Source organism: Marinobacter sp. NSM (assembly GCF_052380025.1).
GTDB lineage: Bacteria > Pseudomonadota > Gammaproteobacteria > Pseudomonadales > Oleiphilaceae > Marinobacter.
In genome coordinates, this window is sequence record NZ_JBQTCK010000002.1 from 31,175 (window position 1) to 55,412 (window position 24,238).

The window sequence follows — 24,238 nt, forward strand, 5'->3', positions numbered from 1 at the left end:
TCCACTCAAGGCTGATTGAATATTGTGCAGGCAAACGATAGTGTGGAGGTTTGCCTGTGTGCTGAGTTTCAGGGCGGGCATTTTCTCACAGAACACCCGGCGCCGTCTGCGCGCCCGTGATATGGCCATGAACCTGACCAGTAACCCGTTTCTGATTGTCGTGCTCTGCTTCGGTGCCTACCTGGCCGGCTCCGTGCTGTTTGCCATACCGGTATGCAGACTCTGGCGCCTGCCGGACCCCAGGGCCCTGGGGTCCGGCAACCCCGGCGCTACCAACGTTTACCGCGCCGGTGGCTGGCAACCAGCCGTGGCCACACTGGTTCTGGATGCATTCAAAGGCTGGCTGCCGGTATGGCTATCGCACCTGGCAGGCATGTCGATACTGGTTCAGGCCATGGTGGCATTGTGCGCCGTTACCGGGCATATGATCCCACTGTTCTATCGTTTCAAAGGTGGCAAGGGCGTGGCCACGGCTCTGGGGGCCGGGCTGGCACTGGCGCCGGTGACCACCGGGATTATGGCGCTGCTTTGGCTACTCATGATGTGGCGCTGGCGCATTTCCGCCCTGGCTTCCCTGGTGGCGGTTATCAGTGGCCCGGTCATCAGCGCACTGATCGAACCGGACACCTTACCGCTGTTCGGGCTGCTGACCCTTCTGATCGTGGTACGCCACCGCAACAACCTGATCCGCCTGGCCCAGGGCCGGGAAACCGGGCTCTAGGTTCCGGCCGGGCTAATCAACAAGGCCGTTTGCCCGCGGTTCATTGACCGGCGGCAAGGTATTCATCGGCCAGCGCGGCACAGACACGATGCGCTCGCCGTCCCTCTGACCGGACTTGAGACGCTGGGCTCCGGCGTAGGCGATCATCGCGCCGTTGTCGGTGCAGAACTCCGGGCGCGCGTAAAACACCGAACCGTTAAGTTTTGCGGTCATCTTTTCCAACCCCGCACGAAGCCGCTTGTTGGCGCTTACTCCACCAGCAATAACCAGGCGCTTGCAGCCGGTCTGCTCCAGCGCTCGCCGACACTTGATGGTCAGGGTATCCACCACCGCCGCCTCGAACGCCAGGGCAATGTCTGCTTTTACCTGCTCATCGAAGGCGTCGTTTTCTTTGGCATCGTTTACGGTGTTCAGGGTGAAGGTCTTTAATCCGCTGAAGCTGAAATCCAGCCCGGGGCGATCGGTCATCGGCCGGGGGAAACGGTAAATGCCCTCACGACCTTGTTCCGCCAATGCCGCCACTCGGGGCCCACCGGGATAATCCAGCCCGAGCATCTTGGCGGTTTTATCAAAAGCTTCGCCGGCAGCATCATCCACCGATTCGCCCAGCATCTGGTACTGCCCGATACCATCCACCCGAACCAGCTGGGTGTGGCCGCCAGATACCAACAGAGCCACAAAAGGAAACGCCGGCGGATTGTCCTCCAGCATCGGAGCCAGTAAATGCCCTTCCATATGATGGACACCCAGCACCGGAATCCCCAGCGCAAACCCAAGTGCATGGGCCACCGACCCGCCTACCATCAGTGCTCCGACCAGGCCCGGGCCGGCGGTGTAGGCTATGCCTTCCAGATCGCCACGCTTCTTGCCGGCCCGTGCCAGCACCTGGTCACACAGCGGCAACAGTTTGCGAACATGGTCACGGGACGCCAGTTCAGGCACTACCCCACCGTAATCCGCATGCATATCAATCTGGCTGAACAGTGCGTGGGCCAGCAAGCCCTGCCCGGTGTCATACAGGGCAACGCCGGTTTCATCGCAGGAGGTTTCAATACCAAGAATCAGCATAGTCTGGGCCGCGTCCGAAATGGGAATATTGAGCTAGCGGCATTTTAGCAGAAACCGGGGAGGCTCCGGCAGTTTCGTTGAACAGTCATTGACCTGAACACATCCAACGGCTATCATTGCCGCCCTAAATTATGCACTGGTCGAGTTTTAGCCAATCTGACCAGGTATCGAGCCCGCATGGCCAAGGCCGGCGGAACCAATTGAAACCGAATCTATCAGGTAGGTGATTTTCGAATGCCAGCTGTTAAAGTGAAAGAGAATGAACCGTTTGACGTAGCACTGCGTCGCTTCAAGCGTTCCTGCGAGAAGGCCGGTGTACTGTCTGAAGTACGTCGTCGTGAGCACTACGAGAAGCCGACCGCTGTTCGTAAGCGTAAAGCAGCTGCCGCCGTTAAGCGTCATCTCAAGAAGCTTCAGCGTGAGCAGCGTAAGTTCGAGCGTCTGTACTGAGTTCAGCGCGCATCGACAGCAAGACTGATTGCCGGAACGGCGTTTCGCCTTCTCCGGCAAACTGAAAATGCCGCCGAGGCCTGGCTTCGGCGGCATTTTTGGCTATGGTGAATACCGGTTTGTATCAGGCACCCCGACTGAAGTGGAGCCACCATGAGCGGACTGATCCCTCAACGATTTGTTGAAGACCTGCTTGATCGGATTGATTTGGCAGAGCTGATCGGTAGCCGCACAACCCTCAAAAAGGCTGGCGCCAACTACAAGGCCTGCTGTCCGTTTCACGACGAAAAAACACCGTCGTTTAACGTTCGTCCAGACAAAGGCTTTTACCACTGCTTCGGATGCGGCGCTCATGGCGATGCCATCAGCTTTATCCGCGAATTCGACGGTCTGGGCTTTACCGAAGCCGTAGAAGAACTGGCGAAACGGGCCGGGCTGGAAGTGCCTTATGACCGCGCTGCGCGACAGGAAATGCAACAGGCCAGAACCCTGACCGACGCCCTGGATTTCGCCAGCCGCTTCTACCACTCGGCCCTAGGCAGCCAGCAAGGCGCTTACGCTCGGGACTACCTGAAACAGCGCGGCCTGGACGATGCCATCATCGAGCAGTACCAGATCGGCTTTGCGCCCGGCACCGGAACGGCGCTTTTTGACGCCGCACCGAAAGATCTGAAAGAGCCGTTACTGGAAACCAAAACGGTTTCAGACAAGTACGGCCGACCAAGAGATCTGTTCCGCAATCGGGTGATGTTTCCGATCCGGAACACCCGGGGCAAAACGGTGGCCTTTGGCGGCCGCACCCTCGGAGACGACAAGGCCAAATACATCAACTCCCCGGAGTCGGATGTGTTTCATAAAAGCCGGGAGATCTACGGCCTTTATGAGGCCCGGCAAGCCATCCGCCAGCTGGACAAACTGCTGGTGGTTGAAGGCTATATGGACGTGATCGCGCTGGCCCAGAACGGCATACACGATGCAGTGGCAACCCTGGGCACCGCAACCAACCAGGACAGTCTGACCGCCTTGCTAAGGCAAGTCCGGCACATTGTGTTTTGCTTTGATGGCGACCAGGCCGGTTTCCGTGCTGCAGACCGCGCCATGGAGAACGCCCTGGAACTGATGGCCGACGGCCTGCACCTGCAGTTTCTGATGCTGCCACAGGGTGAAGACCCGGACACACTGATCCGGAAGGAAGGCGCAGACGCCTTCAGACAGCGGATTGAGGCGGCAACGCCCCTGTCACGTTACCTGTTCGACCGGCAGAGCGAAGGTTTGAACCTGGAGCTGCCGGAACACCGAGGCGAACTGAGAGCCCGGGCAGAACCGCTTCTGAACAAAATGCCCCGCAGCACACTGCGGGACGCCATGTGGCACGAAATGATGCGCCTGTGTGGCGGCCGGAAGCCCTGGCAGGAGCGGCCTAAAGGCAATGACTTCAAGGCGCGCGGATGGCGCGGCGAGCGGCAGAGCCGGCCGACAGAAGAACGCATAGATGTGAAGCTGAGCAAAGACAGCACGCTTTGCTTGGCACTACTGGAAGCACCGGAAATGGCGGCGGAAGTCAAAGCATTGGCTGACAGCAACCGCCAGCTGGAGCAGGCCGGGCGGTTCGCCCGCTGGCTGATAGAACAGAATATCAGTACCCGCAAAGCATTAGTCGCGGGGCTGGCAACGGACAAACAGGCCAGAGACAGGTTCTACAACCTGTTTGATGGACTGGAGCATATACCGGCCCGGGAAAGCATACTGGCAGCCGCCAGAGAACTGCTGAGCCCGAACGAAGAGGCCGCGCGCCAGCAAAGACTGGCAACCCTGCTCCGGAATCTGGCCACGCTCACCCCGGAACAGCGGGAAGAGCTGAGAACGCTCAGCAAGGGCAACGTAGATTGAATCCTGCGTTAAATCCCGTTGCTGAGGCATGACCACTTGAAACTGACGCCACTGATCACCATCTAACCATTCGGTGGCACAGCAGATACGCGGCAGCTATAATGGCTGTTTAACTTTTTTCCTCTTTAAAAGCGAGTTCACAGGGTGTCTATGTCAGGCAATTCGCAGAAATCACGTTTGAAAGACCTCATCGCACGAGGCAAGGAACAAGGTTACCTGACTTACGCCGAGGTAAACGACCACCTACCGGAAGATATCGCAGATCCGGATCAGGTTGAAGACATTATCCGGATGATCAACGACATGGGTATCCAGGTGTGCGAAGAAACACCCGACGCCGATACCCTGTTAATGACTGAAGGCGACTCCACCGCCGACGAAGCCGCCGCTGCTGAAGCCGCCGCCGCTCTCGCCGCCGTAGAAACCGATGCCGGCCGCACCACCGACCCGGTACGCATGTACATGCGTGAAATGGGCACCGTTGAACTGCTGACCCGTGAAGGCGAAATCGTGATCGCCAAGCGCATTGAGGAAGGCATTCGCGACGTCATGGCCGCCGTAGCCCACTTCCCCGGCACCGCCGGCACCGTGATTCAGGCTTACGATCGTATCATCGAGAACGAAGGTCGCATCAGCGACATCGTTACCGGCTTCCTGGACCCGGACGACGCCGAGCCGTTCATGGGCGAAGACACCAGCGAAGACACCTCTGCTGACGACAACGACAGCAGCGATGATGACGACGACACTTCAACCGAGGAAGAAACCGATAACGGTCCGGACCCGGAAGAAACCCGCCTGCGTTTTGAGTTGCTGAAAGAAAAACTGGATGCCGCCGACAAGGCGCTGGCCAAGCACGGCCGCAGCCACAAGAAAACCCAGGAAGCGCTGAACGAATTGGGCCAGGTATTTGCCCCCTTCAAGCTGGGCAACAAGGCGTTCGACGAGCTGGTAAACGTGGTTCGCTCCACCAACGATCTGGTGCGGGAGAACGAACGGGCCATCATGCAGATCTGCGTACGCGACTGCAAAATGCCGCGCAAAGATTTCATCAAATGGTTCCCGGGCAACGAGACCGACCTGGAATGGGCGAAAGAAATCGCGGCCACCAAGAAGCCATACGCCGCAGCCATTGGTGAGCGCATCGACGAGATCGTGCGCCTGCAGAAGCGCATCCAGAACGTACAGACCGAAGTGGATCTGGACGTAGTCGATATCAAGGAAATCAACCGTCGGGTGTCCATCGGCGAAGCCAAGGCTCGCCGCGCCAAGAAAGAAATGGTCGAGGCCAACCTGCGACTGGTGATTTCCATCGCCAAGAAATATACCAACCGTGGCCTGCAGTTCCTGGACCTGATTCAGGAAGGCAACATCGGCCTGATGAAGGCCGTGGATAAGTTCGAATACCGCCGTGGCTACAAGTTCTCCACCTACGCCACCTGGTGGATTCGCCAGGCCATTACCCGCTCCATCGCGGACCAGGCCCGTACCATCCGGATTCCGGTGCATATGATTGAGACCATCAACAAGCTCAACCGTATCTCCCGCCAGATGCTGCAGGAAATGGGCCGCGAGCCCACGCCTGAAGAGCTGGGCGAGCGCATGGACATGCCGGAAGACAAGATCCGCAAGGTACTGAAGATCGCCAAAGAGCCGATCTCCATGGAAACCCCGATTGGCGACGATGAAGACAGCCATCTGGGCGATTTCATCGAAGATATCCAGGCCCTGTCGCCGGTGGATTCCGCCACTGCCGAAGGCCTGCGCGAGGCGACCCGCTCGGTGCTGGCCGGCCTGACCGCTCGCGAATCGAAAGTACTGCGCATGCGTTTCGGTATTGAAATGAACACCGACCACACCCTGGAAGAAGTCGGCAAACAGTTCGACGTAACCCGGGAGCGTATCCGTCAGATCGAAGCCAAGGCCCTGCGCAAACTGCGCCACCCTTCCCGCTCCGATCACCTGCGCGGTTTTATTGACGACCAGGGCAACGGTTAATCCGCAAGACAGTAGCGGGCGCCACCCCTCGTGGGTATAATGGCCCCCGCTTTCCCTTTAGGGCCTATAGCTCAGTTGGTTAGAGCAGGGGACTCATAATCCCTTGGTCCCTGGTTCGAGTCCAGGTGGGCCCACCACTCCTTTCAGTCGCACTGAACCTAGGTCGTGACACCATAAATTGGCCGGAACGACCACATTATGGTGACATAAGTTAGGAGTTTTGGCCCCCTCCTTATCCCCTCTCCAATAACGTGTTTGCTGTACACAAAGGACGAAATTCGCGGGTCACTAAGTTTCCAAACTATCTCCTTCCAAAAGTGCTTGAAATCCGTGCTTCCAAAATACATAAGTCACATTTGAAAATGTGTGAGGAGCAATTGCCTGCCAAAGAACTGTGCGATCTCAGAAAAACTGTCTTTTTTGATGTAGCCAGGAATCCGAATCAAAGCTTCCGGAAGAACTAGAGATGGGCCTATCAAAATTGCTCTCCGCCTGTGAGCAAACGCAGAGAATCCGTCGACTGGTCAGAGAGCATCCAAATCCGCATGTGCGAATAGCAGCTGAAGGCACTGTTCGACTAGACCCTGAAGTTATTCGCCAGTCTGATCAATGCAAACCATTCATCGAAAAGATGCGTCAGCGCGGTTACATTTAATGCATCAGGCATTCAATCCATGCTCCGCCAACAGCGAGCTCATGGTGTCAGATCCGAGCCATACGCTAGTTTATACCTGTAATTTTACTTTGGCGGCTTTGATTCAGGAATTAAACAAAAAGCGAACATTCGCACTGCACGAAGACCGCCGCAAATCCCCACTACAGGGTCAGGATTTGCCTCTCTCCCAAACCTGTGAAAAGCTTGCTTTGAGGTTTACGAAGAGACGCAAGACCACTCGCCCATCACGCCTAAATTAAGGAGTAATCAGTTGCCTTCAGCAACTCTGAAAATGTTCTTGGTTTATGGTGATCCAAAGCGATTACGCACGGTTGAGCTTTCAAACTGGACCGGGAAAGCCGTCGCTGGGCCGCGTAGTGAATTTGATCGGGTTATAGAACGCGAAGAGTCCCAAAATTCAGGAATCTATTTTTTAACGGGTGTAGATCCGGACACTAACAAAAGCGTGATTTACATCGGTGAGGCTGAATGCATCCAAGATCGGGTAAAATCACACCTCGTCAAAGACTACTGGAACCACATAGCCTTTTTTATAAGCAAAGACGAAAATTTGACCAAGGCCCACATTCGCTATATCGAGGGACGATTGATCGAAGCTGCGAAAGAAGTAGGTCGTTCCGTTGTTATAAATGGTCAAGGGAGTGGGTCAAAGCTTCCTGAATCAGATCGAGAAGACATGGAAGTTTTTCTAGATAAAGTTCATCAGATCCTTCCAGTCTTCGGCATAGAAAGCTTTGTCAAAACTGGCGGCAACGAAGAGCCAGGAGTAGATACTGAAATCCTTACCTGCTCGATCAAAAATGTCACCGCGACAGGCTACCTCACTCCAAATGGAATGGTCGTTGTTGCTGGATCTGAAGCAGTACTAAAAGAGCGAGCGTCTGCCCAAAAATGGCCAGCGGTTCTTGTTCAGCGAAACAAACTCATCGACGAGGGCGCGCTGACCGAGAAAGATGGCAAGTTAGTTTTCGCCAAAGATACTGAGTTCTCTAGTCCAAGCCCGCGGCTGCCGTTATTCACGGAGGGAGTGCAAACGGTCTTACCGCTTGGAAAGACAAAAACGGCAAGCTGCTCAAAGAGATTGAGAGCCATTAACCCCAGTCAGTTCACTGTCTCTATCTATGAAAGTTGTAACCTGGAACTGTAATGGAGCGCTCAGACGAAAGCTTGCAGAAGCAGATAGCTTGCAAGCTGACGTCTTAGTGGTTCAGGAGTGTGAAGACCCTGCGTTATCGACCCCCGCATATGGAGAGTGGGCCGGTTCTTACCTGTGGGTGGGCGAGTCAAAAAATCGTGGTATCGGCATTTTTCCCCGAAACGGTCATCGAGTTGAAAAGTTAGATTGGAGCGGCAGCTTTTCCGTCCCTGGACTGTTCAGCAAAAGTGAAACACTGAATTGGAGTACGGAAGATCTCAGGCTTTTTCTACCTTTCACTATCAACAGAGATTTCACAGTGCTGGCCGTCTGGACGAAAGGGCGCAATGAGGAAGCATTTGGCTACATGGGGCAATTCTGGAAGTACCTTCAGATTCATCGTGACGATCTTAGAAGGCCAAAGACAGTCATTCTAGGAGATTTTAATAGCAATGTGCGCTGGGATAAGCCGGATCGCTGGTGGAACCATTCAGACGTAGTTGCCGAGCTTAGCGAGATGGGTTTCGAGAGCCAGTATCATCGCGTCTTTGAGGAAGAACAGGGAAAGGAAACAAGCCCAACATTTTTCTTGCAGCGAAATCGACAAAAGGCCTACCACATTGATTACGTTTTTACCTCGCTAGACCTCACGGAAGACTGTGCCTTGCAGATCGGTCACCACGACGACTGGATTTCAATAAGTGACCACGTGCCATTGACGTTGATTCTGGGCCTTTGATGGTCCGCTTTGCGACCTTTCGTCATTGCCGTCCCCATTCATTTCCTCCCATTTCAACCAACCGAGACGCGGCTCGTCGAAAGGAAAAAGCTAGATCATTGGCGGACGATAGCTGTGCCAGTGACACGCCAATTCGACCCGTCGCCGACCACTCATAATATTCTCCTTCTTTGGTGCGAATCATGGTCGTCGCAAAGGAACTCGAGTTCCCACCCTTCTCATTGACAATCAATTCTCCATCTCCATCACTGCTTTCGACTTGCGCTTCAAAATCAACAAACAATTCGTCGAGCGGGACTTGTGCCGCCAGCACCAAGCGGGTGCCAGATTCATAACACGCGTCAATGAGGGTCACGAACCGTCGCGCTTCGTTGAGGTGATTGGCATCCAGCTGGGGGACGCGTTCCATGATGATGACCGGAAATCGGCAACAAAGGGAAATATAATCAGCCGCCCCAAGCGGTTGGTAGCACAGCTCGGAAAAGTCGAACCAGGCACACCGGGCATTGAATCGGGCAACCTGGACGGTGCGACCAAAGAGCACAGGAATGGTCTCGGCCTCAGTTCCGGATGCAGTGTCACCAAATATTTCTTCCAACTGCGCCTGTATGTTGTTGTTAGTATTATTATCGCCATGAATATCGTTGTTTGACCAAAAATAGGATTGACCATCCGCTCGATTTTCAAGTCGATAATCCTTCTGGGAATCGTCCATAGAAATAATGTCGGACGTGTTTTTCAACATGTCGATGAATGGTAAAAAGAGGGAGCGGTTGATGCCTCCCTCATACAAGGCATCGGGGGATCGATTCGAGGTGGCCACCATCACGACATTCCAATTCAATAATATTGAAAACAGTCGCTTCAAAATCATGGCATCGGCAATTTCTGTCACTTGAAATTCATCGAAACAGAGGAGTTGGGCTTCTTGTGCCAATTGTTGCGCGATGACGGGGATCGCATCACCTTGTGGGTGTTCCTGTTTGTAGACAAAGATTCGATGATGGACGTCTAGCATGAACTCGTGAAAGTGGACGCGGCGTTTGGTTATGTTTATGTGTTTGTGGCTGTCATTAGTACAGCAAGAAGTGTCATCAGGAACAGAAACCGACGCGTAAAAGAGATCCATTAGAAAGCTCTTGCCGACCCCGACCGGTCCATGAATGTACATGCCTCGCGGTGGCGGACCAAAAGACCATAAATGGAACTTCTTTCGAAGAGAAGACTGAGCGTGTGCCAAGGATCGCGCCAGTAACCGCAACAGTGGACTGCGGTTTTTAAAGCTGCCCTCTGTCGGCTCGTCGCTGCGTACTGGTACTGGTGGGAGCGAGGTAAGAGAACCGTGCAGGGCATCGAATTTTGCCGCCAAAGCGACCTGCGCGTCATCTCGTCGCACCTCCCCCGCATCCACCATGCGTTTATACGCTGCTGTCACGGGGCCTGTCGGGAAGGACCACCAAGCGACGCGATGTTGTGCTGTCATATTCTTCACCACAGTCTTCATCATGGAACTGATGAGTTTATTAACATGGTGGTTTGGTACGCTAGATTTCTGTTTAGGTATCAAATTAACCCTGACACACCTCCTCTATCCGGCAAGCCCCGGGTTCTGCCCTGTCGCTGCGAACATTCCTAAAAAAGAGGCTTAATACAGCGGGGGGGAGAGTATTGCTCCAGCCGCTTGAATGTTCGCTTCGCGACCAGGGCAGGGCTCACTCGGAGCTCAGGTAACCAAAAGCGAATATTCGAGATTCATCTTCCGGCTAATAACGCTTGACGTTAATGTTGCATCGCGTCACTATTGAATCATGATCATATCGTTCAAATGTAAGGACACCGAGAAGTTGGCAAGCGGACGCCGCGTCAGGCGCTTCGTCAATTTTGAGCGAGTTGCGTTAAGGAAGATTCGGCAACTCCAAGCTGCAAGCCAGTTGGATGATTTGAAAGTACCACCCGGAAATATGTTGGAGCCATTGCATGGGGACCGCCAAGGCCAGCACAGCATTCGAATCAACAAACAGTTCCGGGTTTGTTTCCGCTGGACCAGGGCTGGCGCGGAAGATGTCGAAATTGTTGATTACCATTAGGAGGTGGCTCATGCGCAACATTGATGCTGTCACGCCAGGCGAGTTGCTGAAAGAAGAGTTTCTGGAGCCGATGGGCATTTCTCAATACCGCCTGGCCAAAGAAATTGGGGTGCCTGCTCAGAGAATAGGCCAGATCATCGCGGGAAAGCGTTCGATTACCGCAGACACGGACCTACGACTCTGTCGTTTCTTTGGCTTGTCTAACGGCTACTGGTTGCGCGCTCAAGCAGCCTACGACACTGAGATTGCCAAAGATGCCCTGGAGGATCAGTTAAAGACTATTCGTCCGTGGACTGCGGTATCTGAAATCAGACACAGGGCATAACCAACGGCTTCACAGCTATCGATTTTCCGCTGCTTTGCGACCGGTTGGCCAGCAGAGAACAATCTTCTGAGCCATACTTAAAGGCCCTTACCCTCCAAAGAGGGCCACGTCATGACGTTTTCTACCAGCAAAGTTCCTTGGAACAAAGGGAAGCTCGTCGGCCAGAAGCTACCGCTCAAACTCGAACAAATATGGGCTATCCGTATTCGGTTAGAGATAGCGAAGAATATCCGCGAGCTGGCGATGTTCAACATGGCAATTGACTGCAAACTCCGATCCTGCGATTTGGTAAAGCTTTTGGTTCGAGATATTTCCAGAAACGGTGAGGTTCTGGACCGGGCGCAAGTCATCCAGCAGAAGACCAGTCAGCCTGTTCAGTTTGAGATAACCAAAAAGACGCGCGAATCGGTCGAAGCATGGATCGAGTTGCGCGGACTCTCGGGTATGGATTATTTGTGGCCGAGCCGGATACGAAAGTTCGACCATATCACTACCCACCAATACGCCCGCCTTGTCAAAAAGTGGATTACCAGCATTGGACTTGACCCTTCAGTCTATGCAACCCATTCAATGAGACGCAGCAAAGCGACATTGATCTACAAGAAGACCAAGAATCTTCAAGCCGTCCAGTTGCTGTTGGGACACACGAATATGTCGAGCACCGTGCGGTACCTTGGTGTGGAGGTCGAGGATGCTCTGGAGATAGCTGAGAGTATTGAGATCTAGGTGCGTAACTTGTGTCTTTGGCGCCTTTGGATGCCGCAGACGCTGCCAGCCCCGCTAGATGCTCACCCTCGGGTTTCGATCATGCTCCTCCCGTCGCTAAACAAAAGCGAACGCTCGAATTGCACTCATTCGCTCTAGCTCTCTGGGCTGATAATTAAGGAGCCCCCATCCCTGCGTAAACCGCTAAAGGTTGCCACCCATTCCACGTGAAGCCTGCCACCTGGACCGGGGCAAGGCTGCCACCCATCGGAGCGTAGCGACGCGGGGTTCTCTTCTTACTCCGAAGTCTCGGTGGCCGTCAACTTTGCCTGCTGTTTTCGCATGGACTCGCCCCGGAGATTGATCTTGTAAGCGTTGTGAACGAGCCGGTCCAGAATGGCGTCTGCGAGGGTGGCGTCACCGATTACGCCATGCCATTCCTCGATGGGTAATTGGCTAGTGGCGATGGTGGAGCGCCGGCCATGTCGATCTTCCAGCACCTCCAGCAAGTCTCGCCGATTCTCGGCGCTCAGTTTCATCAGCCCCCAGTCATCCAGGATCAGCACGTCGACCTTGGCCAGGCGACTTCGGGGAGGCTGAACCTAAATCAATTGGTAAATATGTTCGCCTGGTGCGGTACGCAGACATTCGGGACTGAAGGAGGGATTACGTAATGATCGTTAAAAAAGTAAGGTCTTGGGCGCTGTGGGCTGGCATAGTTATGGTTTTCCCGTTAAATGCAAATAGCCAGGAATCCACTACCCAGTGCGCCAATGAAAACTCGGCAATTATTGCTACTACACCTACTTCTGATTTCGAGTTAAATACTGACGGGACGGCTGTTCACAAACCAACTCAACTGATGTGGATGCGCTGCGGTTTGGGTCAAACGTGGGACTCAGACACCGGAGAATGTGCTGGGAATATGACCGGGTATACATGGGCTGGCGCGCTGCAACAGGCAGAAAGTTCAACATTTGCTGGTTACAGTGATTGGCGTCTGCCTAACAAAAATGAGTTGTTATCTATTTTTGAGCGTCGATGCTGGAATCCCAGCGCGAATATTGCTGTGTTCCCGAATATACCCAATGCTCAGTTCTGGACATCTTCGCCCCTTGTAGCAGATAGATTGAACGCATGGCATGTCAGTTTCTTTTCTGGCACTGCCAATTGCTTTGGTTTCTGTAAAGAGAAGCTGCATAAAGTTCGTCTCGCAAGAACCGCCGCCCCGTAAACTTTGAACGAAACTTGATCACTCTGGAGCGGTTAGGCGGATTATTTCCCTCTTCAGCACTGTTCTTGTGGCTTGTTATTCAAAAGCCACAGGGACAGTCCTTAATATCTTAGGCGCTGATCCCGCCGGGGCGACCCTCAAAGCGAGCCCATCGGCCATTGACCTGAATGTCCGCTTTGCGACCAAAGCGAACATTCATGTAGGGCGATCACGGCCTTCAGAAGGGGCGCCGGTTTGCTAGCGACTGCTGGCTGCCAGCCCCAGCGCACCCGGATTCTGGGGAGCAAGCCTGCCTAGCGAAGGCAAACCTTCCTGAGCGTTTGTCACGGGAGCGTGTCGACGGGCTGGCCCGATCCTGGGGGCTCGATCACGATCTCAGGCCGTTTATGAAAGCCTTACTCCCCTTCCAAACCCGGCACTATAAGCGCGGTCTCGATAAAACCGCTGCCTGAAGATACCATTTAGTCCGAAGGGCCCTGGACTAAAGGGGCGTCGGATACGTAGAAACGGCCACACATGAATTTTGGTCCCTGGTTCGAGTCCAGGTGGGCCCAACACTACTTGCAGCTTTCTTCCCTCTCCTAAAGCGAACTCCATCGTTTCAAATACTTTTCGATTTTTTTCTCAGTAGAACCCAACTTTTATACCAGATGGTAGATGCTCCGTTTGTGTCGTTCCCCTACTCTTTTCTGGCACTTAATCCCGTGATCAGAATGGATGTCGACCATGCATACAAAGAAGAATCTTCTGGGTTTAGCCGTTTTAACCACCTCACTGGCGCTGGTGGGTTGTGGTGGTTCCAGTTCCTCTGGCAATCAGCAGGTGGACGAGGACACAACGCCGGATGAACCGACTTTCCCGGCAGCGTTTGCGTTTAACCAGGATCCGACGACGGCGCTGGATGAGATGAAAGCGCTGCCAGAGCAGGCATTTCCGGCGGAGTTGTATGACTTTTTGCGGACACATCTCATCGAAGGTGAAGATACATCAGGTGTATCTCGCTTCGAGAGTTGGGTAACGCAAGGCGATAGTGATCCTGTCAATACTGCCCCTCCACGAAATTGTGGCGGGTCCTCCACTACGTTCGGAACAATCAAAACTGGGGATGGTTTTCTGGCCCCGTCTACTGACAATACCTATTTACCGACTGACGTCACCAATGACGAAACAGGCACAACGCTGGGAGATGGTTCTTCTCTGTACCGCAGTGCGGTTACCGTGATCTTTACCGACTGTGAAATAGTTGCTCCAGATGATAATACAACGGTGATAGCCACGGTTAATGGCCCAGTGACATTAGAACGCACTTGGATCGGTGAATCCGGAGCCCGAAGCGCGGCTAATCGCATGGACAACTTTGCTTTCACATTTGGTTTCGACGGCTCAGATGTTGAAATCAGTGACCTTGATAACGTCGACCATGTTGTTTCTGGCACCTTTGTAGATACCCACGTTTATGCCGAGATTGGCGCCTTAGCGCAACAAGCCATCGGTAATTTACCGTCCGTCTCAACTAATTTTGTACGCAATCGGCTGGCAGAAAACGAATATAAGGGTATGTATGCCTTTGATGCGCCGAACCTAAGCATCACCACTACACCCAATGGCGGCACTTCCTCACAGGTGCAATTCAACAACTTTGCGTCTGTTTTTGTGGCCCCCACGGCATTGAACAACGACCCTCAAAACGATGTCTACACCGTATATGTAGAAACACCCTATCGTGGCAATGAAACAGCTGAGTCAAGTTCCATCGTATTCGGTACCGGTGAAGATGCTGGATCGCTCTTTATCGAAACCCTGTCAAACGGTGGCAATGATAAGTTCATTACCGCGGACTTTGAGTTTGTTGGAGCCGAAGCCCGCTTCTTGAGAGGCAGATCAAACCAAGCGCGACTGGATTGCCCAACCAATGCCACGATTGGCTATTCCTCTAAACCCAGCGCACCACTGGTCGCGGGCATCAGTTTCGTTTTAGATGGCAACTCGCCGAAAACGACTCGTGTGTATGTGGATGAGAACAATACTCAAACCGACCGCGACCCAGCTGTGGCAATATCGACAGCAAGTGAAGATAACGTCTGTCGCGATGGCGAAAATGGTCCAACCAGGTTCATTCCTCTTCCGGGGCTCGGGCCAATTACCTATGTTTCTTCATCCCCGGCGGTTTAAATAGTCGTCTTGCGGCCGCCATTGGATTCTCAAGTCCGTGGCGGCCTGCCTGAACCATTTCCAACTCACCTCATCCAGCCATACACCTTGGCATTTATCATCCAAAAGGCACTGCCGCGCCCAGGCAATCCGTTCGGCCGTTTTCTCGGGTAACGGCTGCCAGCTCAGCCCATCCCAGAAACGCCCCTTGTGGCTCACTCTATCCGCCCTACCCCAGGCGTCACGCTCCCGCCCTTCAACGTAGCGAATCTCAACCGGCTTTTCCGGCAGCATCCTTCCGAGCAATTTGCCGTACAGGTGGGCAGAGGTGGTCTGGCCAATATCCGGCTGCGCGTTCACTTCGATCACCCAGGCGCCGATATCACGCCATGAATGACGGATGTCCGGCATGATCAGATCAATGCCAGCCAGGTCCAGGCGGCACAATCGCGCTACTTTGGCGGCCAGCTCGGCGTTGTCTGGGTGAATGTCGGCGTAGACCGGAACCGGCTGGCCACCGGCGGCGACATTCGGTAAATGCGACAGCACAACAACCTGGCCTGTTGCCGGCACACTGGTTGGCTTGAGGTTCTGAGCGTTGAGCAAGTCTTTCGCGGATTCCGCACCAGGCAAAGGCTTGAGCGGGCTGAGGCCGGTGCCGGAACGCTCCGGCCGGGCGTTTTCACGCTCTATTAATCTCGAAACAGTGTCTTTTCCATTACCAATCACACTGGCGGGCACTCGCTCTATCGCCCATACACATTCTCCGCGATGCACTGTTAATCGATAATCCCGACCCTGCACCTGAGGCTGAACAAGAACCTGATCGGTTAGTTCCCGGCACTGCCGGAAGGCCTCCGCCAGCGAAGGCAGGTCTTCCAGGTACAGATGAACGCCCTTACCACCGTCCAGATCGGCCGGCTTGCACACCAAGGGAAAGCCAAGTGCCTCGGCGACAGGCTTCAGCTGAGCCTCATTCTTTGCAAGTGCCTGCCTGGGCACCGGAATGCCCGCCTTGGCAAGGAAGTCGCTGGTGGCCGCTTTGTTTCGCACCAGATTGGCCGACATCACCGGGGTTGAGGAGGTAAACGAGCTGTCGAGCCACACACCGGATGCACCAATGCCGATCTGAAACATGTGATGCCCCAGACTAACCACTGGCAAACGCGCCTCGAAAGCGGCGAAGAGAAACCGCGAGATGTTGGCCGAGGTCGGGGCACAGTCAGCCAGGGGCTTCATGACGGTTTCAAGGCTGGACATTGCCTCACGAACAAGGGTGTCGGTTTGGGGGACCATGGACACCGTCAACAGCCACTTCAAAAGCGATAAACTGGCGTTCTCTGTGCCCTCGTATGAGGGGAAGTACACCAGGTAGTAATTGGGCATATCCGGCGAAGGCAAGGCCTTCGGCGCCTCGAATACCGGCAACCCGGCGAATCGCACGATTCGGTGGTGCCAGTACCCAAGCCATTCGAACCAGGTCTCAGGCCCGACGGGGTGTCCTGAAGGCTTCGGTAATCGGCCAAAGACGGGTTCCGGAAAGGTGCGTTCGAGCAAAGTCACAAAAGCTCGTGAGACCGGCTCCGAAGCATTCGAAGGCGGGCGGATGTTCACGCAAAAACCAGGCTGACGGGTCACATCTGAACCACCGTAATAGCGCGTAACCGGTGGCTGCATATCCCAATCGGGTCTCTGCAGCATTCAGTGCTCCTGAAGGTTGGGGATGCATTTGCGGGCTACCACTCGGTAAAGGCGCCATGGCATTTGCACAGATTCTTGCGAATCAATACTCGGTTTGACGCCCAGGTAACTTCTGACGGCCTCAAGGATCAGGCTGTCTGAAACGCCCTGCAAACGAAACAGCCCACGGCAGAATTCGCACAGTTCGGTTTTACTGGTGAATTGCCAGTGGCAATCCACCATACCCGCTGACAGGACATCCCATCTTGATGGCTCAAACTGTAAAACGAACCCAGGCCCAAGATAATCGCCTTCATGCCCCATGCCGTTGTATTCACCTACAAACTCGTCGAGAAACCGGGCTTCAGGAGACCCTGACCGGACATCCAGCACAGACAGCAAACCATGGGGGACCAGTGCGGGGTGACACGCATTCAGGAAAGGGCGCTTATCCAGACAGTGGTGGAGCCCCGCCAGGCTTATAAACGCATCAATCGATAGGTCCGAGAAAGGCAAGTCAGCCAGATCGCCACCTTCAGCCGGGCCGGTATTAAAGCCAGAACTGGGGTCGAAGCCATGGTACTCCACCGTTGCGGGCAGAAAACTCCGCAGGTACTCCCCGCCAGACGGCACATCGGCTATCCGGAAGGCGGGACGGGCTGCAAGATCTGCTATAAGGGGCTCTAAAGCCCGTTTAAACTCAAGCACCCTCGCATGAGGCACAGTGAGCATGGCCTTATGGTAACTGCCACCCCGGTGCCGGAAAATTTCAGCGTAATCTGCAAGCAACTGTCCGTATCTCCCAGCGTTTTGAGCTAACATTAATGGGCCTGCCACCAAGCGGCATCTACCACATGGTATAAAGTGATCCGGAAATTCCCTGATTTCGTTTAAATGGTGGGATATATCCGGTAGAGCCCGATGTCAGACAACAACCTCAAGGAACTCATCTCGGCCGTTGCCGCCAGGCGAGCGGAATTTGCCGACCTGATCGTCGCTCTGGCACCGGATCTTAGCTCACAGGCCATTCTGCCGACTGACCTTGCCCTGGAACTGTCTACGGCGCTGCACGACCTGGAAGAGCGTGCAACGGGCCACGATCCGCTATACAGACTGGTTAACGACCACACAGCCCCCGCCCTGGCTCTCAATGAGTCTGGCCAGGTGGTTGCTCTGAACGTGGGCGCAGCCCAGCTGTTTGATATGCAATCCGGTGATGGCTTGGTTGCCCTGGGCATCAGCCCGGAGGCCTTTCATCAGTTCAAGGAACGCCTCGCCTCCACCCAGGGCCCCACGTTGTTGAAGGCCTATCGAAAAGGCAGTGATGAACATACCCTGCCCCTGATTCTCGTGGGCATGTACCAGCAGAAACTGAAAACCTTCGTGTTGAATGCCTTGCAGCAACACTGGCCGGAATCCATTGATCTGGCGTTCGCAGACGTGTTCGGCCTGTCCGCCAGTGAACGCCACATCCTCGCGCTACTATCACGAGGCTGCTCGTCGGAAGAGATCGCTGAAGAGCGAGGCAGTTCGGTGGCAACCGTCCGGCAGCAAATCAAAAGCCTGTTGCAGAAGCTGGGCGCCAAAAGTCAGGTGCAGGCAGCTACCATGGCCGCCTCTGCCGCGACCGCCATGGATACCGTGAAAACGAAAGGGGATTTGCTGTCTGCCTATTACGACGACTATCCCATGAGTATTCACGAGGTGGTCCGTGATCACCGGCGAATTGGCTGGCGCCGGTTTGGCCGCCCCGGCGGGCAACCGGTGCTATTCCTCCATGGCCCCTCCTTCGGTGCCGGGGACTTTCCGGACGAACGGCGACTGGCGGCTCAGTTTGGGCTGGATGTCATTGCCGTCGAACGCGCCGGTTATGGCAGGACCGAACCCTCGGACAAATCCGAAGACCCACTGGAAAGCCAGTGCCACGATATACTCGCCGTGCTGGAAACGCTGTCGATCTCTCGGGTAACCATTCTGTCCCATGAAGTCGCCCTTATCCCCGCCCTTGCGCTGCTGAAACAGCCAGGCATCGACATAAACGGCATTGTTTCCGTCTCTGCAGCTCCCCCGTTCAAAGAGCTGGAGCAGATTAACGCCATGCCTGCTCACCAAGCGATTTTCATCCAGGCTGCTCGCCACGCGCCCTGGCTGGCGAGGCTGTTGATTCGGCTATTGATCCTGAGGATGAGGAAGCTCGGGCCGGAGCAGTGGCCAAAAGTGATTTTCGAGGGTGTAGAGCCGGATGAGCATGTAATTCGCAAGAACTCCCTCAAACAGGGAGTGATTGCAGCCTACGGGTTCTACGTCAATCAACTCGGGGCGGGGTACCTGGAGGATCTCAGGATTATGATTCAGGATTGGGGCCACTTGCTGGAAACTCCGAACCTGCCTCTGACACTTATTCATGGTGACTGTAATGCCAGCACCCCGGCGCATCACCTGGACATTTTTCGAAGCATTAACCCAAATATCACTATCGAACTGATTGCAGGCGAGGGGCTGACATTGGCGGTGTCACAAACGGAACGGCTCTACCATGCTGTTGCTGCGCTGTCTGAACACCAGCCGCCTCTTGCAATTTTGTGATCCTTGTCACATATATACACTTTATCCTACGGCACAGCCCCACCCTTCTGGATGACTATTCCATAATCTGTCAGATACTTACATCAACTTTGACTTTTGGGCTTCGCACCTACTGTCACCAAGGCCACACCATGCTCGTCCGGCTGGGGCTTATCATCCAACAATAATGATAAATTGGTCACAAGACCGACAAGCGACTAAAAAAAACAACGGAGTATTACAATGAATGGCTTTGATTTCGCAGGTAAGCGGATTCTGTGCGCCTCTGTTTCGGCGATCAGTCTATCCCTGTCGTTACCCGTGTATGCCAGTATGGGCAACCTTGGCACCACCTATGGCGTGATGCCAAGTGACATAGCCTCGGCGCAGGCGCTGTCGATGTTTAATACACAAGTGTCTGCCACCTACTACAACCCTGCCTATCTGACCAAAGATCCCCGGGGTGAGCTGACAGCCGGCCTGCTGCATGCCGAGCAGGAACTGCGTGCCAGCAGCCCCACCCGAGACGGTGATGTGGTATCCAACTCCCCGAGCCAGCATGTTCTGATTGGCATGAAAACGAATCTCGGATCACTCACTCGTTTCGGACACCCGCTTTATCTCGGCTTCATCGCCGGTGTTGAAAAGTACGGAAAGGAAATGCTGGCCTTTGAATCGGAAACCTCGGAAGACGGCCAGTTCCTGCAGTACGGCCGTGAGCCGCTGTTTCTGAATATTGGTGGCGCTACCACGATTTGGCGGGGGATTGATGTCGGTGTGGCGGCACGGATTACCTTGCAAGCTGAGGCGAGTCTGGATGCCCGTTCAACACTGGCCGGCGAAACCAGCCAGGAGCGGCTAGGTGTCAGTGCCAAGCCGTCGCTCAAAGGTATCGCCAGCGTTAATGCAGAACTGGGCGAGACCTTCTGCCCGGAACAGGCCTGCATCCTCAGCGGTTTCGAGACGGCCATCGCCTATCGTGCGCGTTCCAACACCAAAACGACCGTCGATGCCAATGTGGTGGTGCCCCAGGTGATTCCCGAGCCAGGCCTGCCCCTTGCCGTCTCTACGATCGACTCCTTTCAACCAGAAATCTTCGCTTTTGGCGTGCATTACCGGGGCGATGGTTGGCGCATCGGGGCCAGTCTCGAGCATCAGAAGTGGTCGGAACTTGAGAATGCCTTCGCCAGTGACACGATCAAGAACCAAAGCGGTGTCAGTGAGGGCCTGAGAATGTCTTTTGATGACATTCTGGTGCCACGACTTGGCGGTGAATACCAGCTGACCAAGGCGTTTGCCCTCACCGCTGGCGTTGCTTATGAGGAATCCCCCTTACGCAGCACCCAGAATCCGGAGGTCAACTATTTCGACAACGACAAGATCGTGATCGGCCTTGGTGTCAGCGCTGAGTATGAGCGCACGCGCCTGTTCGCCTATCCGGTCCGGTTTGATCTTGGCTACCAGTACCAGCAACTGCAGAAGCGGGATTTTCAGGTAACCCCGTACGGTAGTGAAACCGCCAATGAAACCGTTGAAACCGATGGCGACGTTCACGTTGTCGCAGGCTCTGTGACCTTCAAGTTCTGACGAGGTGTAGTATGAAGCGTTCCATTCTTGCACTGGCCGTAGCCACCGCTGTTCTCGCGGGCTGCGGCGGCGACGAGCAAACCGTCAACCGCTCAGAGGTAACACAGGCTGACCTGTATTTCAGCTACCCCATGGCGGGGCAAGCCGCTGTAGCCACCACCACTCCGATCTTCCTGCGCTTTACCCAGAGTATAGCCACTCCGGAGGATGAACTTGCTTCAAGTCTTCAACTCGAGAGCGAGCACGGTGACACTGTAACTCTGACGGACGCGAAGATGACCGCAGAGAACCAGGGGTTGGCAGTTCGGCCGGCACAAGCCCTGTTACCCGGCACCCGTTACACCCTGATCACCAATGGCCTGAAGGCTGGCAGCGACCTGGTGACGCTCCCGAATGGCGGCATTGAATTTACCACTGCACCGGCCACCAGTGGTCCATTATTGGACCGCGCGGAAGGCACGGGCTTTGAACTCGCCCGCATTATTCCTGCGGGCAACGATCGCTATCCCGCAACAGACATCTCGGCCCTGAGAATTCAGTTTACCGAACCAGTAGATGAACAAACCCTCCGTTACGGAGACACCATTGCACTGCGGGATGGCCAGGGTGAACCGGTTGCGGCGGAACTTTATGTCAGTGGCCACCGGGTCACCATTGACCCTGAGTCAGACCTGGACCCAAACCAAACCTATTCCCTGCACCTCAGTGACGACATCCGGAGCACGCTGGCCCAGGCGCCGTTAAACCTGTCAGATGACTCTCCCCTGACCATCCAACCGCTCGATTCCCGCTCTCCCCAGGGGGAACGGGAACGGATGCCGCAAACGGCCACAACCACCCTGGGCGATCTGTCGCTTTCCGGCGAAGGCTTTAATTCGGTAGGCCTGCGTTCGGTGCTTTTGGGGCAGGACAATATCACCCGTGCGCAGGGAACCGTCTTTGCAGAGTTGGGCTACATACCGAGGTTCGACGCCAACAAACAGAGCGTGCCGTTGCGGATTGACCGGGGCACCCTGATGACCGGCTCCAATGTGGATGTCAACGTGGCGGGTGAGTTGCCCGCAGGCTTTTCGTCGGAGGCAATAGAAGTGCGCTTCCTGTCAGATGCGGAAGGCTTCCTGATGGCTAACCCTTACACCGATGATGAAAACGCACCCAGAATGGTTGAGCTCTTTATCGACATGGCGCTCAATACCGGGAACAATATTGCCAATGCGGCGTTGGCCCAGGAGCTGCTGCACGTACATCTTATTGGTACGGCCATTGTGGAGCAAGGCACACTGACCATTGAAGCGGTCGGCGTAATCGAGCCAGACGTGATGGGCGTGGATGTAGCATCCGGACTGATTTCTTTCCGATTGGAAGGCTACCGGAATCCGGACGACGCGCCGGCAGCCACAGAGTTCTCGGACAGTCAGCCACCGTTCATCAAGAGCTGGGTACCGGGCGACGACTACGCCGATACCTTACGCCCTGGCGACCCACTCATCGTCTACTTCTCGGAGCCTGTACTGCCCGGCACCATTAATCAGGACACTGTTAAGCTGTTTGGAGGCGGTAGTGAGCTGACCGCGGAACGCTCTCTGAACGGATCGGTTCTGGTCATTAAACCTGAGCAAACCCTGACCCATGGCCCTGAGTACAGCTTGATTCTGGAGAACATCGAGGACACCGCCGGGCTTAGCCTTGGCTCTACCACTTTGAACTTCAACCTTGCACCGACACTACCGGGAACACCAGAGGATCAATCACCGCTGGTGCTTGCAACTATGCCCGGCTTCCCGTGCACAAAAACCGGAATCAACCTCAGCCAGGGCCACCAGGGCCGCTGCGCAGGTGGCAAGACATCCGACGACCTGCTGCCTATTCCCGATCACGCAAGCCACAAGCCACTGGTGGTACGGTTTTCACAGAACATCGACCCAGACACTCTGGTCCCTGGCGCAAACTTCTCTCTGGAGGTAGTTCAGGATGGTCTCTGGGTACCGGTACCTGCCGGCGAATACGATGTTACCCGCACCCCCCGCAGTCTGGTCATTACGCCGGTTGCCGGCTGGGAGCCAGGAGCTCAGTATCGGTACACCTTGAACAGCACCGACGCCATCCGCTCTGTCTCGGGCCTTCCACTGCAAACCGAAGTGCTCACACAGGGCACACGGAATCGAAATAATCGGACCTTCGGCGGACAGGCCCTGGCAAATCATTTCATGGCGGTAGCCGAGAATTCGCAAACCGTCAGCCTGCCTCTGCGCAACCTGCCAACCGCAGATGCCAACTCTGACCTGACCTACCAGAAGGGAACCGAGCAAGGGGCGACGGGTGACGAAACTCTCCGGAATTCGGCAGGGCTGAGAGCAACCGGCGTTTCACCGTTGAACACCACAACGGTCGTAACCAATGCGAATATTGGCTGCCAGGTAGGTTTGGACTGTGCCAGCGACCAATCCATTTATCTTACCGCGATGCTTGATACATTGGTCTATGGCAGTCCCCTGGCTGGTGACGGCGACAACGAACCAAGAATCCCGGTCGACATCTATCCGTCGATCTTAGCGACAACCTCCAGCAGTGTTTGGGTCCGGATTGATACCAGTTTTATCGATGCTTTCCCGAGCTTTATACTGAGCGTAGACCTGAGTCCGAACGAGGAAATCCCGACAGGGCCGATGCTGATGCGCATTCGCTACGATAACGACAGCGAAGCCGGTCGAATTCCGCCCAAAGGCTTCATCTCCAACGATGAAGACGGGCAACTGACATTCGAGACCACACTGAACGTCTATCTTGATGCTCCGTACCTGAATCCGAGTATCGGCCCTGCGAATCTGACTCACAACCTTCGCAGCTATGAGATCAACAATTTGCGCTTGCGTGGCCCCATCACGTTCCTTGAAGACGGCAGAATGCAGATCTCATTGAGCAACGTCGAAGCTGTGCCTATCAATGTGGATGCCCGTGGGACCATCGAAATCACTGGCCAGAATACTGGCGGTCTCTGCGGCATCTGGCCGCTTACATTCGTATGTCAAGGCATCGCCAACGTTGCCGTAGATGCCAACAGCCGGATTGACCTGGAAATTCCACCAGGCAAACTGAACCTGAACTACTTGTCCCCCTATACCCAGAATTGAGGACAGGCCCGCCCGGGCAACCGGGCTATCCCTATCAGATCTTCCTTATGGCCAGCCATCCGCTGGCCTTTTTGATACAAAGTGTCGCAATGACTC

General features: G+C 54.8%; 18 protein-coding genes, 1 tRNA gene and 1 pseudogene. 15 read left to right on the forward strand and 5 right to left on the reverse strand.

Annotated elements, in window-relative coordinates; all coding sequences use genetic code 11:
• Window positions 1-127: 127 nt before the first annotated feature.
• On the forward strand, window positions 128-721 hold the full coding sequence (plsY, locus tag ACTZWX_RS04230) for a glycerol-3-phosphate 1-O-acyltransferase PlsY (protein ID WP_444713410.1): 594 nt from the start codon (window positions 128-130) through the stop codon (window positions 719-721).
• A 12-nt stretch (window positions 722-733) separates the two neighbouring features.
• On the opposite strand, the gene tsaD is transcribed toward plsY, so the two are convergent.
• Window positions 734-1,789, reverse strand: a complete 1,056-nt coding sequence (tsaD, locus tag ACTZWX_RS04235) for a tRNA (adenosine(37)-N6)-threonylcarbamoyltransferase complex transferase subunit TsaD (protein WP_444712875.1) — start codon at window positions 1,787-1,789, stop codon at window positions 734-736.
• Window positions 1,790-2,023: 234 nt separating this feature from the next.
• On the opposite strand from tsaD, the gene rpsU reads away from it, so the two are divergent.
• From rpsU to ACTZWX_RS04265, 6 genes are all read left to right on the forward strand, one after another.
• Window positions 2,024-2,239 carry a 30S ribosomal protein S21 gene (gene rpsU, locus ACTZWX_RS04240; RefSeq protein ID WP_007153483.1) on the forward strand — a complete coding sequence of 72 codons (216 nt, stop codon included), beginning with the start codon at window positions 2,024-2,026 and terminating at the stop codon, window positions 2,237-2,239.
• Between the two features lie 153 nt (window positions 2,240-2,392).
• A complete protein-coding gene (gene dnaG, locus ACTZWX_RS04245) occupies window positions 2,393-4,129 on the forward strand; it encodes a DNA primase (protein ID WP_444712876.1) in 1,737 nt (578 codons plus the stop codon).
• Between the two features lie 150 nt (window positions 4,130-4,279).
• Window positions 4,280-6,127 carry an RNA polymerase sigma factor RpoD gene (gene rpoD / locus ACTZWX_RS04250; protein WP_152437230.1) on the forward strand — a complete coding sequence of 616 codons (1,848 nt, stop codon included), beginning with the start codon at window positions 4,280-4,282 and terminating at the stop codon, window positions 6,125-6,127.
• A 60-nt stretch (window positions 6,128-6,187) separates the two neighbouring features.
• A tRNA-Ile gene (locus tag ACTZWX_RS04255) sits at window positions 6,188-6,264 on the forward strand.
• Between the two features lie 789 nt (window positions 6,265-7,053).
• Entirely contained in the window at window positions 7,054-7,950 is an 897-nt protein-coding gene (locus ACTZWX_RS04260) for a GIY-YIG nuclease family protein (RefSeq protein ID WP_444712877.1), read from the forward strand.
• A 37-nt stretch (window positions 7,951-7,987) separates the two neighbouring features.
• The gene (locus tag ACTZWX_RS04265) at window positions 7,988-8,677 is read left to right on the forward strand and encodes an endonuclease/exonuclease/phosphatase family protein (protein ID WP_444712878.1); all 690 of its coding nucleotides are present in this window, start codon (window positions 7,988-7,990) and stop codon (window positions 8,675-8,677) included.
• A 22-nt stretch (window positions 8,678-8,699) separates the two neighbouring features.
• On the opposite strand, the gene zapE is transcribed toward ACTZWX_RS04265, so the two are convergent.
• A complete protein-coding gene (gene zapE, locus ACTZWX_RS04270; protein ID WP_444712879.1) occupies window positions 8,700-10,160 on the reverse strand; it encodes a cell division protein ZapE in 1,461 nt (486 codons plus the stop codon).
• 325 nt (window positions 10,161-10,485) lie between these two features.
• Between zapE and ACTZWX_RS04275 the strand changes: the two genes are divergently transcribed.
• The 3 genes from ACTZWX_RS04275 (at window position 10,486) to ACTZWX_RS04285 (ending at window position 11,815) form a co-directional block, all read left to right on the forward strand.
• Window positions 10,486-10,764: a type II toxin-antitoxin system RelE/ParE family toxin gene (locus ACTZWX_RS04275; protein ID WP_072678653.1), complete on the forward strand. Its 279-nt coding sequence runs from the start codon at window positions 10,486-10,488 to the stop codon at window positions 10,762-10,764.
• 10 nt (window positions 10,765-10,774) lie between these two features.
• Window positions 10,775-11,089 (forward strand): HigA family addiction module antitoxin, encoded by a 315-nt coding sequence (locus ACTZWX_RS04280; protein WP_444712880.1) that lies wholly within the window; start codon window positions 10,775-10,777, stop codon window positions 11,087-11,089.
• 111 nt (window positions 11,090-11,200) lie between these two features.
• Entirely contained in the window at window positions 11,201-11,815 is a 615-nt protein-coding gene (locus tag ACTZWX_RS04285) for a tyrosine-type recombinase/integrase (protein WP_444712881.1), read from the forward strand.
• Window positions 11,816-12,090: 275 nt separating this feature from the next.
• Here ACTZWX_RS04285 and istB read toward each other — a convergent pair.
• Window positions 12,091-12,381, reverse strand: a pseudogene (gene istB, locus ACTZWX_RS04290) (IS21-like element ISSpu5 family helper ATPase IstB); the annotation flags it as partial.
• A gap of 86 nt (window positions 12,382-12,467) precedes the next feature.
• On the opposite strand from istB, the gene ACTZWX_RS04295 reads away from it, so the two are divergent.
• Both ACTZWX_RS04295 and ACTZWX_RS04300 read left to right on the forward strand, forming a co-directional pair.
• Window positions 12,468-13,028: an Lcl C-terminal domain-containing protein gene (locus tag ACTZWX_RS04295; protein WP_444712882.1), complete on the forward strand. Its 561-nt coding sequence runs from the start codon at window positions 12,468-12,470 to the stop codon at window positions 13,026-13,028.
• A 726-nt stretch (window positions 13,029-13,754) separates the two neighbouring features.
• Entirely contained in the window at window positions 13,755-15,200 is a 1,446-nt protein-coding gene (locus ACTZWX_RS04300) for a hypothetical protein (protein ID WP_444712883.1), read from the forward strand.
• On the opposite strand, the gene ACTZWX_RS04305 is transcribed toward ACTZWX_RS04300, so the two are convergent.
• Both ACTZWX_RS04305 and ACTZWX_RS04310 read right to left on the reverse strand, forming a co-directional pair.
• Window positions 15,183-16,880, reverse strand: a complete 1,698-nt coding sequence (locus ACTZWX_RS04305) for a hypothetical protein (RefSeq protein WP_444712884.1) — start codon at window positions 16,878-16,880, stop codon at window positions 15,183-15,185. The two genes, ACTZWX_RS04300 and ACTZWX_RS04305, sit on opposite strands and share 18 nt — an antisense overlap.
• A complete protein-coding gene (locus tag ACTZWX_RS04310) occupies window positions 16,881-17,648 on the reverse strand; it encodes a class I SAM-dependent methyltransferase (protein ID WP_444712885.1) in 768 nt (255 codons plus the stop codon).
• A gap of 132 nt (window positions 17,649-17,780) precedes the next feature.
• Between ACTZWX_RS04310 and ACTZWX_RS04315 the strand changes: the two genes are divergently transcribed.
• From ACTZWX_RS04315 to ACTZWX_RS04325, 3 genes are all read left to right on the forward strand, one after another.
• The gene (locus ACTZWX_RS04315) at window positions 17,781-19,445 is read left to right on the forward strand and encodes a LuxR C-terminal-related transcriptional regulator (RefSeq protein WP_444712886.1); all 1,665 of its coding nucleotides are present in this window, start codon (window positions 17,781-17,783) and stop codon (window positions 19,443-19,445) included.
• 222 nt (window positions 19,446-19,667) lie between these two features.
• The gene (gene aupA, locus ACTZWX_RS04320; protein WP_444712887.1) at window positions 19,668-21,011 is read left to right on the forward strand and encodes an alkane uptake protein AupA; all 1,344 of its coding nucleotides are present in this window, start codon (window positions 19,668-19,670) and stop codon (window positions 21,009-21,011) included.
• An 11-nt stretch (window positions 21,012-21,022) separates the two neighbouring features.
• On the forward strand, window positions 21,023-24,142 hold the full coding sequence (locus ACTZWX_RS04325; RefSeq protein ID WP_444712888.1) for an Ig-like domain-containing protein: 3,120 nt from the start codon (window positions 21,023-21,025) through the stop codon (window positions 24,140-24,142).
• Window positions 24,143-24,238 lie beyond the last annotated feature (96 nt).